The following is a 16644-nucleotide window of genomic DNA, read 5'->3' on the forward strand; positions in this document are numbered from 1 at the left end:
TTTAACAGCACTCCTTACAGCCGACAAAACAAGCGGCCCTTCTACCTAATATATCTGTAACTTCATCTATAAGTTCAGGCGTGTAACAGTCTTCCCCCAGACGAAATAAAAATTCTTTCCTGTGAACAAACTTGAGTGACATACCTATTAAAGCTTCACCAATAACAACCATCTCCATTTTGTCGATGTCAGCTCCCAAAATAGCTTCAAGCATCAAATTTATATTTCTGAAAGAAGGTCTGAAAAATTTCTCTTCAAGCACAGGATAAAATTCACCGGGATTAGCCAGTTCCCTTGAAATAATTATCACTGCCCAGATAGTTTCAGGATCGACTATCAAACCTTTGACAAATGTTTTGATAAACCAGGAGATCAATTCAAAATCATTTATTTCACCTGATTTAAGCATTGCTATCCGGTTCAGCACGCAGGCCTCTGACGGGAAAATTTTTTCCTTACGTTCGAGAATAGAATACAAAATAGCTTCGTAAAGCCCTTGTTTTCCGCCAAAATGATAGCTGACCGTTGCCAGATTTGTTCCAGACTCTTTGGAAAGGGCTCTCAGGCTGACCCCATTATACCCGTTAAGTCCGAACATTCTGGTTCCGATAGTAATAAGCTTCTGCTTTGTTTCATCACCCTGTGCTTTGCGGCCGCATTTTTTTTCAACTGATGCACTCATAATCGTCTCAATTTTTTTCAAACGTTCGTTTAATTAATTTACAAATAAGACACGTTTTGTAGCTAGTCAAACGTTTGTTTTAATTTTTTTTAAAATATATTTTAAATTGGATTATGCGTCATAACATGCCTAATTATTTTATTTTTATAAAAATCAAACTAGTAACATACTGCCCCTAAGAGACTGATATCTATCTTTTTAAAAATTTCATTCCATCTTCTTTTTTAAAAATTTGTGTCACATAAACACAAAAAAGGCAGAATCCGCTTTTAAACGAATTCTGCCTGATAAAAACAAAATAAATATAACAATATCAGTTAAGTCTGATCGCCTCCAAAATACCGTCTATGTCTTTGACTTTATTAAGTGAGCGGTGCAGATGCCCGAGATCACGGACCTCAACAGTAAATTCACAGACTGAAATGCCATCAACTTCCGAACGAAAAGTTCCCGAATCAATGTTAACATCCATTTCGGTCAACACAGTACTGATTTTAGCCAGCAATCCTTTAACATTCCGGCATCTGATTCTTATCTGAACCGGATGAGCTGAATCTTCCTGCCCGCCTTCCCACGAGACATTAAGAAGTCTTTCGCTTTCAAGATTGGCGACATTGGGACAGGTGGAAGAATGAATAACAACACCACGACCGCGGCTGATGTATCCGACAATAGGCTCACCGGGTAACGGGGTACAGCATCCTGCAAATCTTATCAGGACATTATCGACCCCTTCGATTTTGATCGAGCTGGAGCCTTTGTTGCCCACAGGTGATGTTTCTGTTTTTTCGTCAGTACTTTCACTGTGGCTTTCATCTTCCTCAGAATCGAGAAGCTGATTCTGAACAGCGTAAAGCCTTTTAAGAACTTTCTTGGGGGTTATTCTGGAATACCCTACATTGGAAAGGAGATCGTCAACACTGCCGCATGAAAATTCATCCGCCAGCATAACAAAATATCCGTCTTTCATGGCCTTGGAGACATTAATATTCATCCTCCGGCCTTCTTTTTCCAACATTTCCTTGGCAAGGGAAATGGAACTTTCCCGCTCTTCAGTTCTTATATACTGCTTGATTTTTGTTCTGGCTTTAGCTGTCTTGACGAACTTGAGCCAGTCTCTGCTCGGCTTTCGATTCTGATCGGTAAAAACTTCTACCGTGTCACCATTTTTAAGCTGTGTATTTAGCGGAACCAGTCTGCCGTTAATTTTAGCTCCAGTACAGTGGTTGCCGACTTCACTATGAATGGAATAGGCAAAGTCTACCGGGGTGGCTCCATCAGGGAGTTCTTTAATATCACCAGCCGGCGTGAAAATATAAACTTCCTCACTGAACAGATCAAAACGCAGTGAAGCCATAAATTCACGGGGATCATTAAGTTCGCGCTGCCAGTCCATAATCTGGCGGAGCCATGAAAATCTCTCCGCATCTCTGGTCTGTTTACCGCTGCTTACTCCCTGCTCTTTATACTGCCAGTGCGCGGCGACACCATATTCGGCAACCTGATTCATTTCATCGGTACGAATCTGGATTTCAATGCGCTCACCGTCCGGACCGATAACGGTTGTGTGCAGACTCTGATACATGTTGGCTTTAGGGATAGAAATATAATCCTTAAACCTTCCGGCAACAGGTCTCCACATGGAATGGACCAGTCCCAGAACTTCATAACAGTCCTTCACAGAATCAACTATAACCCTGAAAGCGATGATGTCGTGCACCTGATCAAGCTCAAGGTCCTGCCGGATCATCTTCTTATAAATACTGTACAGATGCTTAGTACGCCCATGGATGGAACACTTGATCTTATTTTCTTCACAGGTCTCTTCAATAAGATTTATGACCTTGTCGATATACTCTTTTCCAAGTGTTCTCTGCCGCTCCAGCCCTTTGGTAATGGTCTGATAAACATCAGGTTTGAGGTAATAAAGACAAAGGTCATCCAGTTCCCTCTTAACCCGGTAGAGGCCGAGCCTGTTTGCAAGGGGTGAATAAATATCCAGAGTTTCCTGAGCAATCATCACCTGCTTGTAGCTTTTCTGAAAATTCAGAGTATTCATATTATGGAGTCTGTCGGCCAGCTTAACCATGAGGACTCTGATATCTTCAGCCATAGCCAGAATCATTTTGCGGATGTTCTCCGCCTTGGCAACAGCTTTGGATTCAAAATCCATCTTACTGATTTTGGTCACTCCATCTACAATATCAGCAACCTCGTCACCAAACAGCTCCTGAATATCATCAATGGTCGTATCAGTATCTTCCACGGTATCATGCAGAAGTCCGGCCGCAATTGTCGGCTCGTCAAGATGCATGTCCGCCAGAGTTTTAGCGACATGGAGTGGATGCGAAAGATAAGGCTCTCCGGATAGCCGGACCTGTCCTTCATGCTCACGCGCTGAAAATACATAAGCCCGCTGAATAAGAGCCATATCTGGATCTTTGATATAAGACCCAACTACATCTAAAATTTCATTAATTCTAATCATATCTACTGCTGTATGCTCTTCTTTTTCTGAAATTCTTCTGGAATCCACCATTTGGTATAATTATAACCAACACCGGCAGGTGCTACTTCAACCCCATGGATTTTTTTATTATAAATCGGCAGCGACATCGGGACAAACAAAAAGCAGTATGGCTGCTCATTGTATAATATTTCCTGTGCCTGATCATAAATTTTCTTTCGTTTCTGCTGATCGAATGTCTGCCTTCCCTCTTCAAGCAGTTTATCCAGTTCGGAGTTTTTATAACAGGTCAGGTTCAACTTTCCCGGAACAGCATTTGAAGAATGCCATACTGAAAAAATATCAGGGTCCTGAAGGATATTCCAGCCGAGGATAATCGCATCAAAGTTTCCCTTATCAAGAAATTCCTTAACAAATGAAGCCCATTCTACAGTCCTGATTTCCACCTTTATGCCAATATTTTTAAGTCTGTTCTGGATAATGGTAGCAGACTTTATACGCTGGGAGTTACCCTGATTAGTCAGAATGGTAAATTTGAATTCCTTACCATTTTTAACAAGAATACCGTTGGAATCATATTCTTTCCAACCAGCTTCAGCTAAAAGCTCTTTAGCTTTTTCAGGATTGAAACCGTAAGGTTTAAGCTTTTTGTTATACACCCATGTGCCGGGTTTATAAGGTCCGATAGCCGGTTCACCGAGACCGAATAAAACACCTTTAACTATTTCTTTCTTGTCGATTGCATAGGTTATGGCTCTCCTTACCCTGACATCCTTAAACAACTCTCTTTTCATATTGTACCCAAGAAAGGTATATCCAAATGCGAGATATTTAAATTTATTATAATTATCATCCCATTTTTTACCCTTGGTCTGAAAAGAATACTGCTGGGCATTGAGTCCCATGGCATCAATATTTCCTGATTTAAGCTCCAGAAACTGAGTTGTGCTGTCAGGTATTATGCGAAAAACCAGTTCATCAATATAAGGTCTTCCTTCAAAGTAATCATCATTAGCTTCAAGGACAACAGTACGTCCCGGTATCCATTCTTTAAGTTTATACGGTCCGGCTCCAACCGGGTGCCTTCCGAAGTCTGTTTTAGTGAGGTCCACTCCCTCAAGAATATGTTTCGGAAGGATATCCGAACACCAGGTAATGAGTGATCTTGCGAATGGTTTGTCGTATTCAACCTCAAAAGAATATTTACCGGTAAGTGTAAATTTCTTCACAGCCAGAAAATCACCGGAATATGCCGTGGGAGTTTTAGGATCAATCATCAGTTTATAGGTAAATTCAACATCTTCCGCTGTCAGCGGTTTGCCATCAAACCATCTGATATTTTTACGCATATCAAATTTTATAATTTTACCGCCATTTAGTACCTCGAAATTTTTCGCAGCATAAGGTACAATGTTCAAATCCTTGTCATATTTAAGAGGAGAAACAAATATTCTGCTGGCTATTTCATGGCTGCCCGAGTCTGAAGAAAGAGCGGAAACAAGGTTGAGAGGTTCGCCGAGCATAGGTTCGATAATGCGCCCTCCATTTACCGGGGTTGAAGCATTCATAATTTTTTGCGCAGAAACGTTTCCGGCAGCACTTTTTTTACCAGAAGGCTGTGAGGAACAGCCAATAATGGATACAAGCGCAAGGCAACAGCACGTCTTGATTAAAAACATTATATATGGTCTTTTCATATTTCCCTTGTTTTTTCTTTAAAAATTACTCATAAAGTTAGTTTAGAAAAGGACTGCATACAAATAAATCAGCTTTCGGATATAAAACAAAGCTTAAATAACTGTCCCTGCAATTGACCATAACCTGATTTTACTTTACGGAAACGAGCGGAAGAAAAACAGCATAAAACACAATTTTTGATTATACAATAAATAACAATAAATCTTATGACAGGTGCATTGAGGGGTTCGTGCGGCGATGTCACAAAGTGAAGAAACTGTAGTAAAAAATATTTTAAAATCTTTTATTTCCAATACTGTCCCTGAGTATATACTTGAGGGGTCTCACACCATTGTCAACAGTGACGGTGTACAGAAACAGGATATTAAAAAACGTGAGCGTTACTGGGACGTCGATTCACTTATACAGGGTGACGACTTCCAGAACTATTCTTCTGAGCTGGGTCTTAATCTTGCTGAAGAAAGCATCAATTATTATTGCAATTGCCCGGACTCTTTTTCAGGAGTTTGCAGACATGTTGGAGCAGCAGCTATAAAACTGCTGCATTCACTTGATACTGAAGAAGAGAAAGCCGATTCGGCAGTGCACACGGACTGGAGACAGACTTACCGTTCATACTTTTCCACCGAGCTGGAACCTGAAGCCGGCAAGCATTACATCGTTTATAGAATGTACCCTGAGCCGGAACGTCTCCAAGTAGCCTTTTTTCGCTGCCGGCAGAACAAATCAGGCCTTTCTCAAGTTCAAAACGAAATAGATCTTGAAAAAATCATTCAGAATCCGGAATGGTGTGAAACAGCACCGAGTCTTCCGATTGTTGCTGAACAGATCGGCCATTATCTTGATTACCGGGGACACAGAGTTGAAATCCCGGCAGGCCTCCACGCCTGGTTTTTCCGCACCATCAAGGACGAATATTATCTCTTCCTGAGAGACACGGATGTTCCGGTTCGTATTGAAAGCCGTACTATGCAGCTGCGTCTTTCACCGCAACTTACCGATGAAGGACTGACTTTCGATATTTTACTCTCCGATGAAGGGAAACCGCCTTTCTCCATTATGGATGACGATGAAGTCTTCTTTTACGGAAGACTGCCGCTGTGGGTATACTGGAAACAGGGTTTTTACCCGGTCCAGACAACGCTTGATCCTAAACTCGTTCAGGAAATGAGATTGCAGAAACCGATGATTCAGGCTTCTGACATCCCTGAATTTCTTGACCGGGTCTGGACACAGATTCCAGTATCCGACCTTCACGGACATGAAGATTTTCTTGAAAAAATGCAGCCGTTCTTTGTTCCGGCCACATTTAATCCGAAACTTTATCTCAATGAAGAAGGCAGCCTGCTCACAATCAAGATCGATAATGTTTATGAAACCGAGCACGGAGAAATTTCTCTGCCCGGACCTGATCCAGATTTGCAGACAGGAAGCTACAAAGACGGAGCTAAAGCCTATCTTGTACGCAGAGCACAGGACGAAGAAAAGCAGCTCTTTTCCGAATTGCAGGATATGGGCTTTCAGCCGAGAAGCAACTCAATCTGGTTTATGGAGCAGGAAGCAGCTATCACATTTCTGCTGGATTATTATCCCCAGCTTGTCGAAGCGTACAGAGTCTATGGTGAAAAGAATCTGACAAGATATAAAGTCAGACTCACCAAGCCTCAGATTGTGGCCGAGATTGATACCGACGATGAAAACAAATGGTTCAATCTTGATATTGCCGTTGAATATGATGACCAGCGTGTACCCATCGATAAAATATGGGAAGCATGGGGTCAGGGCAAACGCTATGTCCAGCTCAAGGACGGCTCATATACCAGCCTTCCTGAGTCATGGCTCAAAAAGATCAGCCATAAGCTCAGAGCACTCGGGTATGACGCTGAAAAGCCGCCCAGACAGAAATTTGAACAGTATGAAACACCTGTTCTGGATAAGCTTCTTGAAGATCTTCCTGATGTTAAAACAGATGAACATTTTGTTAAACTCAGGGAAAAAATCCATAACTTCAAAGAAATACAGATTATTACCCAGCCCAACGGACTTAATGCGACTCTGCGTCCGTATCAGGCACAGGGCCTCAGCTACCTCAACTTTCTGCATGACTATAAATTCGGCGGAATACTTGCTGATGAAATGGGACTTGGTAAAACCATTCAGACACTGTCCTTCATACTTTCGCTGCATGAGCGCGGAATCAACGGACCAAGCCTGATCATTGTTCCAACATCGGTTCTTCCCAACTGGGAGAGAGAAGCTGAAAAGTTTGTTCCTCAACTTAAACGGCTTACTATTTACGGATCACGCCGTGAAGAAATGTTCAAGAAAATCGGGGAGTCTGACATTGTTGTCACGACTTACGCCCTGCTCCGCCGCGACCTTGAGGAACTACTTAAATTTGAATATTCAACGGTAATTCTTGATGAAGCACAAAACATCAAGAATCCGAATACAATAACAGCAAAATCTGTCCGCAAGCTCAAATCTGATATGAGACTCTGCCTCTCAGGTACTCCAATTGAAAACAATCTGTTTGAATTGTGGTCCCTGTTTGAATTTCTCATGCCCGGGTTCCTCAGCTCACAGCACGCGTTCCAGCGCGGCGTTGTAAAACCGATTAAAGACGGTGATGAAGAGACCCTTGAGTACCTGCGCGGAAGGGTTAAGCCTTTTATTCTAAGAAGAACAAAAGCCGAGGTTGCCAAGGACCTGCCGCCGAAGATTGAAACAGTTCATTACTGCGAACTTATTGAAGAACAGCGTGATCTTTATAATGCTCTGGCAAAACGCCTCAAGGAGCAGGTTCTCAAAGATGTTGACGAGAAAGGTATGGCCAAAAGCCAGATGTCTATTCTCGATGCGCTGCTCAAGCTTCGTCAGATCTGCTGTCATCCTCGTCTGCTCAATCTTGATATGCCCGGACTTTCAACCAATCTGCCGTCAGGTAAATTTGACGCTTTCAAAGATCTCATCTTCGATGTTGTTGAAGGTGGACATAAGGTTCTGGTATTTTCACAGTTCGTGCAGATGCTGCATGTTATCCGCTCCTGGCTCAAAATTCAGGAAATACCATTCGCTTATCTGGATGGTTCCAGTAAAGACCGTTTTGAGCAGGTTGATATGTTTAACGACAGTCCTGATATACCGATCTTCCTTATCTCACTCAAAGCCGGTGGAACAGGCCTTAACTTGACATCAGCCGACTATGTAATTCATTATGACCCATGGTGGAACCCGGCTGTAGAAAATCAGGCAACTGACCGTACCCACCGAATAGGTCAGAAACGTCAGGTATTTGCATATAAAATGATCTGCCAGAATACTGTCGAAGAAAAAATTCTAAAACTTCAAGAGATGAAAAAGCATGTTGCTGAAGCAATTATCCCAGGACAATCAGCTCTCAAATCTCTCACTCGTGACGATCTTGAGATGCTCTTTGAAGTGTAACGTTTCTGCACAGATATCGTAACAACGCATCACTAAGGTCAGCCGAATCAGATTTGGCTGACCTTTTTTTCCTGGAGAATAGAATGGAAACGAAAGCAAATTCACCTATAGTTGGTTATATCAACAGAAAAGAACCTCTGGCTCTTTCGGAGCAGTTAAACTTTCCTCTGGAACTTACCTATACTCTGGAAGAGTTTATAAACAGAATGATGAAGGATGACTGTTCAGGTCTTATTCTTGATATTCATAAAGTCATGTCTGAACATCCGCAGGAACGGAACCGTATTTTTGCCATCGCCTCCGGTTACCCCATTGTCCGCACCAGAATGGACAAATACGGCAACAGAATATTTATTGATAATCCGCAAGTTCTTAAAAAAGAAAATGAATGGGATGCTAAAGTAAATGTCAGAGAAGAAGAAAGAGTTGAAACGGATATTCAGGCAAGCATAAGTTACGAAAACGATCCGGCGATGGCTGACTCTATCAGTGTAAAATTGAAAAATATCTCTCTGGAAGGATGTTTTATCACTACAACTGAAGACTTTTCCGAAGAGCAGTTCATAAATATCAGAATAGAGACTCTTTCCAACAAACTCCCCATAGTTGCGGGTATCAGGTGGTATACAAATAAAACACATACCCATCAGGGATTCGGAGTAAAATTTATTAAAATACTTGAAGAACAGCGTGAGGAGATAGAAAAACTGTATTTCACTTAAGATCAGTCAGAGTTAAACACTTCTGTTTTTCTGGCATTTTCCATAAGGTTCAATTAATCTTTCCGGTATGTGCAATTTTCGCAGAAATATCTTTCAGACCATCTTAATATTTTTAATAGCTGCCTCTATGTCAGCTTGTTCACTATTTACCGGCAATCTGAAAGAAGGCATCAGCCTGATTGAAAAGAAAGATTACGAAAAAGCCATAACAGTTCTGGACTCGGAAATAGATAGCGCAAGGACTCCCCAAGCAGCAGCCAAAGCCTATAAATACAGAGGAATAGCAAAAGCGGAACTGAAAGATTATCGGCATGCCTACACAGATTTTCAAATAGCATGGAAACTCAGCTGCACTCTGGCACCCAAATATTTAGCAGACGATAAAGCCTCAACTAATGAAGAATACAATGACTGCAATTCAGTCATTCCTGAAAAATTGCATGAGATAAAACATTTCTTGAGTGATTTTTCAGCAATAATGGCAACGCAAAAAGCAGCAGAAATTATGAGTAAAAAATATCCGGCTTTTGCCAGATAACAAGTTAGCCAGCCTGATATAATGTCTACAGTTCAAAATTTTCAATTTGCATAAACAAATAAAGCCTGCCGTAATTGACGGCAGGCTTTATTTTAAAACGGATCGTCACAATCCGAACACAGGATCAATCCTTTAAGCTTAAACCGGTTAGAGTTCTTTATGGCAGAACCACCAGTCATAACCTTCATATTCACTCATACGTTTTTCAGCATCAGCCTGTGACTGTGCAGGCGGAACAATAACTCTGTTTTTGATAAGCTCATTTTCCGGCCAGTTGGCTGGGATAGCTACACCATTTTCATCAGAGGTAATAAGAGCCTTAACAGAACGTACAATTTCATCCATGTTACGTCCGATTTCCTGAGGATAATAAAGGACAAGCCTTACTTTTCCTTCAGGGTCGCCGATAAATACAGCGCGGACGGTGTTTGAGCCTTTGCCGGGATGCAGCATGCCCAGTTTATTAGCAATGGTATCGTTGGCAGCAATTACAGGGAAAGTAATTTTAACCCCGAGTTTTTCCTGAATCCATTCAACCCATTTAATATGGCTGAAAACCTGATCGACCGACATTCCGATAAGTTTTACGCCAAGCTTTTCAAATTCTTCCATTCTTTTCTGAAAACCGACAAACTCTGTTGTGCATACAGGAGTAAAATCAGCAGGATGGCTGAAAAGAACAAACCAGCTACCCTTTAAATCTCCGGGAATATTCATGGGGCCGTGAGTAGTAACGACTGACATTTCTGGAAAAGGATCACCAAGAAGAGGCATGTTAAATTTCTTTTCTTCCATTTTTAATCTCCGCTATCTTTTCAAGATTAGAGGTTATTGAAGTAATATTTTTAATATACCTATTTTAGAATGATTCTCAATAGCTTTTTGCAGTTATTTAACCAAACACGCCGCAATGCACTATAACATACCTTTTTTATGAATAATTTTTGCTTACTTGAGTGAAGAGGCAACTGAGACAGTAGCAGTCCTTCCAGCCACAAGGGTTACCCCTGCGGGAATATTATCAAAGGTAATTCGTACTGGAATACGCTGAGCCAGCCGCACCCATCTGAAAGTCGGGGCTACATTGGCCAAAGCTCCTTCCGTATCACTGCGTTCACTATCCTGAATTCCGCCGGCAATGCTGACGACATGCCCGGTGAGAACCTCAGGCTCTCCCATCACCTCAATTTTCACAGGATCATTTTTATGAATTCTGGAAAGCTTGGTCTCCTCAAAGTATCCCATCACATAAAACGATTTTGAATCAACCAGCGCAGCAACAGCCTTACCAGCGGTAGCATAGTTTCCCGGACACAAAGAAAAGTTGGTGATTTTCCCATCTGCAGGTGCTTTTACATTTGCTCTGGAAATATTAAGTTCAGCAAGTTCCTTGGCCGCCACAGCAAGTTCATAATCAGATTCAGCCATTTTTAGCTGTCTGTCGGCCTGCTGCTTTCTCTGAAGGCTGACAACATCAGACAGAGCCAGTTTCTGATATCTGGCAGAGTCTCTCTTAGCCAGTTCCAGAGTTGCTTCAGAACTCTCGATATGGGCTTTTGCCTGCTTAAGGTCCAAATAAAATCTTTTCGTATCAATACGGAACAGCACATCACCTTTATGGACAATCTGGTTATCCTTGACCAGAACCTCATTTATTATTCCGGAAACATCCGGCGCAATATGCACAACGTCAGCACATATTCGTCCATCTCTGGTCCAGGGAGCTTCCATATAAAACTGCCAGAGGTAGTTGATTACTATTCCGGCACAGAAAACCACAACCATTGTTAAAATAATTTTTCCTGAAGAATATAAAGTCTTTTTCATTGCAAAAACCGATTATATAAAAATATGCTTGTTCCTAAGATAGTAATATAAAAAGCGATGTTAAACAGCGGACGATGCCAGACCAGACGGTAAAAACCGACTCTGGCCAACGCCCTGTTCAGCAGCTGGCTCACAACCAGTGAAACGACTGCGAAAATCCCAAAAGTCGGTATAAATATTCCATTAATATCAAATTGTTGCATTAAACAGCTCCTACTTCTTCAATTCCATGATTCACGGGCATAAATCGTGCTGCCCTTTCAATGTTTATCTTTATGCAGATTTCAAGTGCGGTGATGATTATATGCAGCTGATAACTTCTGTTTTTATCGTCATCATCATAAGTAACAGCCCGGCACTTTTTCAAAAGAGTCAAAAGAATTCGTTGATCATAATCGCGAAATTGATATTTACTCCGGTAATATTTTGTCATTTCTTTAAAGAAATTTATAAAAACTTCCTGAGACTCCTCAGGCATATCCAGACATATTTTCTGTAACTGAACCAGATTCTGACCGATTCTTAAATCTCTCAAAAGATCACCGGACATTATCTTTGAATCCGCTGACACATTTGAATATCTTGGTGCCAGAGTTCCGAGGATATCCAAGAGAATAAGAAGGTTCCTTGAATTATTGGCCCTTGGAAAAGAGGCTATTCGCGCTAAAATCTTCCAACCGGATTTAAGAAGGCTTTTAGCACTGGTTTCAGCTCCAACCGATTTAAAAATACCGCTCACAGCTATGGGCAGCAGAGTCGCCAGAATAATTGAGATACAACTGCTCATAAAAGTAGGTAGATCAAGATTTATGCTGTACTGGAGGTTCACCATGTTCGGCATATTTATGCAGAATCCCATACCAATCAGCGCATAAGCAGGATTTGCAGCCAAAGCCCCCATAGGAATCAATGTGAGTCCCAAAGACGCCATTATGGGAATAAAATCATTCAAGCCCGGCAACACAGCGAAAGAGTAAATAAAAGCGACAAAGGCAGACAGAATGTTACCATATAAAAACATCCTTAAAACAACTCTGGGGTCGTCCATGTGTGCTGTCAGACACATCAGAACACCAGAGAGCTGCGCAACGATCATCCCTTCAGGAAACCCTGTAATTATCCAGAGGCAAATTGAAATAATAATGGTCAGGGCTGCGGTGAAAGCGGACCTGAAAGCATTATGATGATCACGGTGAATCGGTATGGTTTCGGTTATTGAAATAATTTTTTCCGAAGCCTTGGATATCCTGCCCCGGTGAAAATCAAACCGCAGTCTGGCACAATCTCTCCAGATTGCAGCAAACTCCTGCACACGCTTAAATATATTTGCGGCGACAATGCTTTCAGCATCGTTAACAGTAGTACTGATGGCGGATAATTTATCAGCTTCAGCACGAATGGCCTTGTATCCCCGGATGCCGAACCTTTCCCTTTTTTCAATTAATCCGGCAATTCTATTAAGAATTTCCAGAATCTCAGCACTCCCGGTATAAGAATTCTCTCTTAAATCTATGAGTTGGTCTTCAATTGCTGAAAGAGCAGGTATCAAAAGAGACATTCTATGTTGCAAGGCCTTCAACAACTTTCTTTTATCACTGTATCTTGAAGCCTCATACGAAACCTGAACAAACAGATTTCTCATCTCAATTGATTCGGAAGCGAGATTACGCCAGCCAACTGCCGTATCCTGCGGATCGTTTGACCCTCTGAAAACTTTTACTGCCAGCGCAACCATTTTATTGTGCCAGCTATCAACGGAATTGAGCAGTAGTGGACCATTGTTACGAGGGAAAAAAACCAGATGGACAACTGCGCCACAGATTATAGCCAATGTGATTTCTTCAACTCTTGCAACAGCAATATCGAAAACCTGTCCCGGAGTATCAACAAGGGGAATTCCGGTTAACAGTACGGTATATCCGGCCAGAACAAACGCATAACTTCTCGGAGTTCTATCGAGCACGCTGAAATAAAGACATGTTCCTATCCATAAAGCTATGGCCAGAGTCAGTATTACCGGAGACCCCACAAGATTCGGAATAAGCGCAATAATGGCTATTCCTCCTACAAATGTCCCGATAAGCCGGTAAAAAGCTTTGGAGGTTAAAGAGCCCGCCAATGGATTGGCAATGACATAAGCTGTTGTCATTGCCCAATAAGGCCGGGGCAAATTAAAATATACTGCCAGACCATAAGCTGCCACTGCGGCAACAAATGTTTTGGTGCCGAAAAGGGCACCATCGACAGATATTATCTGATTCTTTGACAAAATTATTCCTTAGGTTTTTCACCCCTTTTGGAGAGGGCTTTACCTATTTTATTCAGCAGACTTTCTGTTGCTTCTATTTCATTGATATCAACATCATTCATCAACTCTTCCCGAAGTTCCGTCAGCAGATCTTCAAGCTTGGCTGTGACGATAAGACCTTCAGCTGTAAGCCAGACAAGCTTTGCCCGCCTGTCGCTCCTGTCTTCCTCACGTCGGACTAATTCGTTTTTTTCTAGTCCATCTAGGACCCTGACCACCGAAGCACTTTCAAGCCCTAAAGATTCGGCCAGCTTATTCTGGCGTATTCCATCGCCGTCACGGTAAAGAGTTACCAGAGACATGGCCGCAGCATCAGTAAGCCCATACGAAGAGATCACCTGAGCGATTGCCCTTCTCCATGCCTGAGCCACAGCAAAGAGCTGCTGCCCGAATCTAAAATATTTTGATACATCTAAATCTTGCATACTAATTAGATAAGTAGTCATCTATTTTTGTCAACAGTTTGAAATATCGAATATTTTTTATTCAACAAATAACTATCCCATCAATTTGATTTAACTAAACTATTTTTTTCAAACCGTTGACGATTCAATTTCTATATATAACATTCATACACAATAACTTTTTAAAATCGCGTTTTAGTAAATTCAATAACCTGAGACAAAAGGATTTTTATAAAAATGATAGCCAGAGAATGGAAAGCCAAATGTCCACTGAAGCATAAAGACGGATTTATAGCCTACCTATACCAGACCGGAATTAAAGATACCTGCGTTCTTGAAGGTTATATGGGCGCCCAGATTTTTACCCGCGACTTGGAAAATGCCGCAGAAATCAAGCTTGTAACTTTTTGGAAGGACCTTGAGTGCATAAAAAAATATGCAGGTGAAGATATCGGTATAGCCCGGCTGTACCCGGAAGATTATAAATACGAACTGGACCCGGATACATTTGTCTATCACTACGAAGTCATAGAAAATCAGTGGAAAAACAAATAAGCAGGGAGCGATTAATAATCACTCCCTGCCTGTAAAAATGACTGATTTATTTTTTTAGAAAGGAACTTCGTCCATTCCGCTGGCTTCAGAGGGGAAAGCAGGTCCGAGGTCTTCATCATCAGGATATCCACCCTGCTGGTTATTATTATATCCGCCCTGCTGCTGATAACCCTGAGACTGCTGATTCTGGTTCTGATAACCACCCTGCTGCTGGTAGCCCTGAGACTGCCCGCCAGCCTGCTGTCTGCTTTCCAGACCTTGAACAGTATTTGCAACTATTTCAGTTGTAAAGCGGTCCTGACCACCCTGATCCTGCCATTTGCGGGTCTGGAGCTTTCCTTCAACCAGAACAAGATTACCTTTAGTAAGATACTTGCCCACAAATTCAGCTGTCTGCCTCCAGGCAACAATTCTGTGCCATTCAGTTTTATCTACACGCTGACCTGTATTACGATCTTTATATCCTTCGTCAGTAGCCAGCGAAAAATTCACTACAGCCTGGCCGGACGGGGTATATGAAAGTTTAGGGTCCTGTCCGATTCTGCCGATAAGTATAACCTTATTCATGCTGCCAGCCATTCAAAACTCCCTTTCAAAATAATTTTCTCCGTTCCTTTTATTTATAAACAACAAAAGAAAAGGATTATATGTTCATTTATGCAGATGCAGCCAGTTCAATTTCATCAAGAAGATCTTCTATCTCAAAACTTAATTTGCTGGCATCAGCCGGACGCCAGTCGCCAAGAGCTTCTTTTATTTTCAATCCGAGATCATAAGCTTTTTTTATAAGCTCTCCCAGATTCTTACTGGCTTCATCCGAAAGCAGGCCGGTATCAAGCCTGTCACGCATATCTTCCAAAAGTTCAAGAACTCCATGAGCCCTGCCACCACTCCGTGGCTCAACCCAAGTCATTCCGACCAGTCTCGGCCATCTTTTTTCAACTTCTGACTCGTCAAAAGTTTCAGCCATAACCCTTATTTGAAGAATACTTCCCATACCCCTACACCTTTTTTTCTGAAAACGAAAATCCTTACCTCAAGCAGGTAACGACTCTCAATTCTTAAGTTCTTTCAGGGACCACGACGTAAAAGTCACTATCCCATACGGGTCTGCGAAACAGCCCCCAAAAGCTATTCCCAGAATTAATCCGTGTGAAGTACGATTGTATAATTTATTGGATATAGTTCAACCGGAAATAACGACTTTCAAAGAAAATTACTCTCTTTCTTCCCACTCGCTCTGAACACGGTTCACAACATCCTGAATATGCTTGAGCTGATCTTCCGGGCAGACTCCGATAAGAGGCTGACCTGAATCAACATTTTCACCATTATTGAAATAAATTGAATAAACAAGACCTTCTGGACCGCTGTAAACAAGAGGAGTTTCCCTTTTCATTCTGGAAACAATGAAAACCTCAAGTCCGTCACGGACTTTCACTGATTTTTCACCGGAACCTTTAATCTTTGTATCAATCTCAGGTGTAAAATAATACTTTGCTCTTTCCGGAGCATTGAAAAGGAAAAGAGCTTTTTTAAGGATCAGATGGAGAACTTCATCTTTTGAAAGAAAATGGCGGATTTTAAGCAAAGTCTGTCCGGCTTCAACAAAAGATCCTTCAAGCTCGCTTTTAATCTCAACTATTTCACCCTTCTCAGGTGCGTAAAGACTCTTTTTATTTCTTTCACGGGTAATATTGACCAGCAAAGTCCCATGTTTCTCCTTCCATTCACCGGAAGGGCCATTTACTTTATCACCTATTTTAACACCGGGAAATTCAACCTTTCCCGTATGTGGTGCAACAATTTCAATCTCCTCATAGGGAGAAGCTTTTATTTCTTCAAGAAGCTGTTTTATATTCAGCACAGATAAATCCCCTGAATTATTATTTTAGTCTTTTAAACACATATTATGTGTCACCATTTTAGTTATGATGATAAAGGCATTCTGACAGCCGTCTTTCTAAACCGGATATCGCATAAGCGACTGATCAAA

15 protein-coding genes are annotated in these 16644 nt (G+C 41.6%); 4 read left to right on the forward strand and 11 right to left on the reverse strand.

The features are described from left to right. Position 1: 1 nt before the first annotated feature. The 3 genes from G496_RS0109540 to G496_RS0109550 form a co-directional block, all read right to left on the reverse strand. Positions 2-682, reverse strand: a complete 681-nt coding sequence (locus G496_RS0109540; protein WP_027179085.1) for a CerR family C-terminal domain-containing protein — start codon at positions 680-682, stop codon at positions 2-4. Between the two features lie 313 nt (positions 683-995). Beyond that, entirely contained in the window at positions 996-3170 is a 2175-nt protein-coding gene (locus G496_RS0109545) for a RelA/SpoT family protein (RefSeq protein WP_027179086.1), read from the reverse strand. Positions 3171-3172: 2 nt separating this feature from the next. Further along, positions 3173-4828 carry a peptide-binding protein gene (locus G496_RS0109550; RefSeq protein ID WP_027179087.1) on the reverse strand — a complete coding sequence of 552 codons (1656 nt, stop codon included), beginning with the start codon at positions 4826-4828 and terminating at the stop codon, positions 3173-3175. Between the two features lie 256 nt (positions 4829-5084). Between G496_RS0109550 and G496_RS0109555 the strand changes: the two genes are divergently transcribed. The 3 genes from G496_RS0109555 to G496_RS0109565 all read left to right on the forward strand — a co-directional run bounded on the left by G496_RS0109555 (position 5085) and on the right by G496_RS0109565 (position 9554). Further along, on the forward strand, positions 5085-8294 hold the full coding sequence (locus G496_RS0109555; RefSeq protein WP_027179088.1) for a DEAD/DEAH box helicase: 3210 nt from the start codon (positions 5085-5087) through the stop codon (positions 8292-8294). An 83-nt stretch (positions 8295-8377) separates the two neighbouring features. After that, the gene (locus tag G496_RS0109560) at positions 8378-9016 is read left to right on the forward strand and encodes a PilZ domain-containing protein (protein WP_027179089.1); all 639 of its coding nucleotides are present in this window, start codon (positions 8378-8380) and stop codon (positions 9014-9016) included. A gap of 127 nt (positions 9017-9143) precedes the next feature. Continuing rightward, entirely contained in the window at positions 9144-9554 is a 411-nt protein-coding gene (locus G496_RS0109565) for a tetratricopeptide repeat protein (RefSeq protein WP_034632942.1), read from the forward strand. 147 nt (positions 9555-9701) lie between these two features. Here G496_RS0109565 and G496_RS0109570 read toward each other — a convergent pair whose 3' ends face one another. The 5 genes from G496_RS0109570 to G496_RS19345 form a co-directional block, all read right to left on the reverse strand. Next, complete coding sequence (locus G496_RS0109570) at positions 9702-10349, reverse strand: peroxiredoxin (protein ID WP_027179091.1); 648 nt, start codon at positions 10347-10349, stop codon at positions 9702-9704. A 153-nt stretch (positions 10350-10502) separates the two neighbouring features. Then, complete coding sequence (locus G496_RS0109575) at positions 10503-11381, reverse strand: efflux RND transporter periplasmic adaptor subunit (protein WP_027179092.1); 879 nt, start codon at positions 11379-11381, stop codon at positions 10503-10505. Continuing rightward, a complete protein-coding gene (locus tag G496_RS0109580; RefSeq protein WP_027179093.1) occupies positions 11378-11584 on the reverse strand; it encodes a DUF1656 domain-containing protein in 207 nt (68 codons plus the stop codon). Before G496_RS0109580 ends, G496_RS0109575 begins: the two co-directional genes overlap by 4 nt. Next, entirely contained in the window at positions 11584-13650 is a 2067-nt protein-coding gene (locus tag G496_RS0109585; protein ID WP_027179094.1) for an FUSC family protein, read from the reverse strand. Before G496_RS0109585 ends, G496_RS0109580 begins: the two co-directional genes overlap by 1 nt. A gap of 2 nt (positions 13651-13652) precedes the next feature. Further along, the gene (locus G496_RS19345; RefSeq protein WP_169725748.1) at positions 13653-14114 is read right to left on the reverse strand and encodes a MarR family winged helix-turn-helix transcriptional regulator; all 462 of its coding nucleotides are present in this window, start codon (positions 14112-14114) and stop codon (positions 13653-13655) included. Positions 14115-14330: 216 nt separating this feature from the next. Here G496_RS19345 and G496_RS0109595 point away from each other — a divergent pair, with 216 nt between their 5' ends. After that, positions 14331-14648, forward strand: a complete 318-nt coding sequence (locus G496_RS0109595; RefSeq protein ID WP_027179095.1) for a hypothetical protein — start codon at positions 14331-14333, stop codon at positions 14646-14648. Between the two features lie 54 nt (positions 14649-14702). Here the strand turns inward: G496_RS0109595 and G496_RS0109600 are convergent, their stop codons facing one another. The 3 genes from G496_RS0109600 to G496_RS0109610 form a co-directional block, all read right to left on the reverse strand. Further along, entirely contained in the window at positions 14703-15227 is a 525-nt protein-coding gene (locus G496_RS0109600; protein WP_027179096.1) for a single-stranded DNA-binding protein, read from the reverse strand. A 76-nt stretch (positions 15228-15303) separates the two neighbouring features. Continuing rightward, complete coding sequence (locus tag G496_RS0109605; RefSeq protein ID WP_027179097.1) at positions 15304-15645, reverse strand: hypothetical protein; 342 nt, start codon at positions 15643-15645, stop codon at positions 15304-15306. Positions 15646-15864: 219 nt separating this feature from the next. Next, entirely contained in the window at positions 15865-16515 is a 651-nt protein-coding gene (locus tag G496_RS0109610; RefSeq protein WP_027179098.1) for a biotin attachment protein, read from the reverse strand. Between the last annotated feature and the right edge of the window lie 129 nt (positions 16516-16644).

The sequence above is a fragment of the Maridesulfovibrio bastinii DSM 16055 genome (assembly GCF_000429985.1).
Classification (GTDB): domain Bacteria; phylum Desulfobacterota; class Desulfovibrionia; order Desulfovibrionales; family Desulfovibrionaceae; genus Maridesulfovibrio; species Maridesulfovibrio bastinii.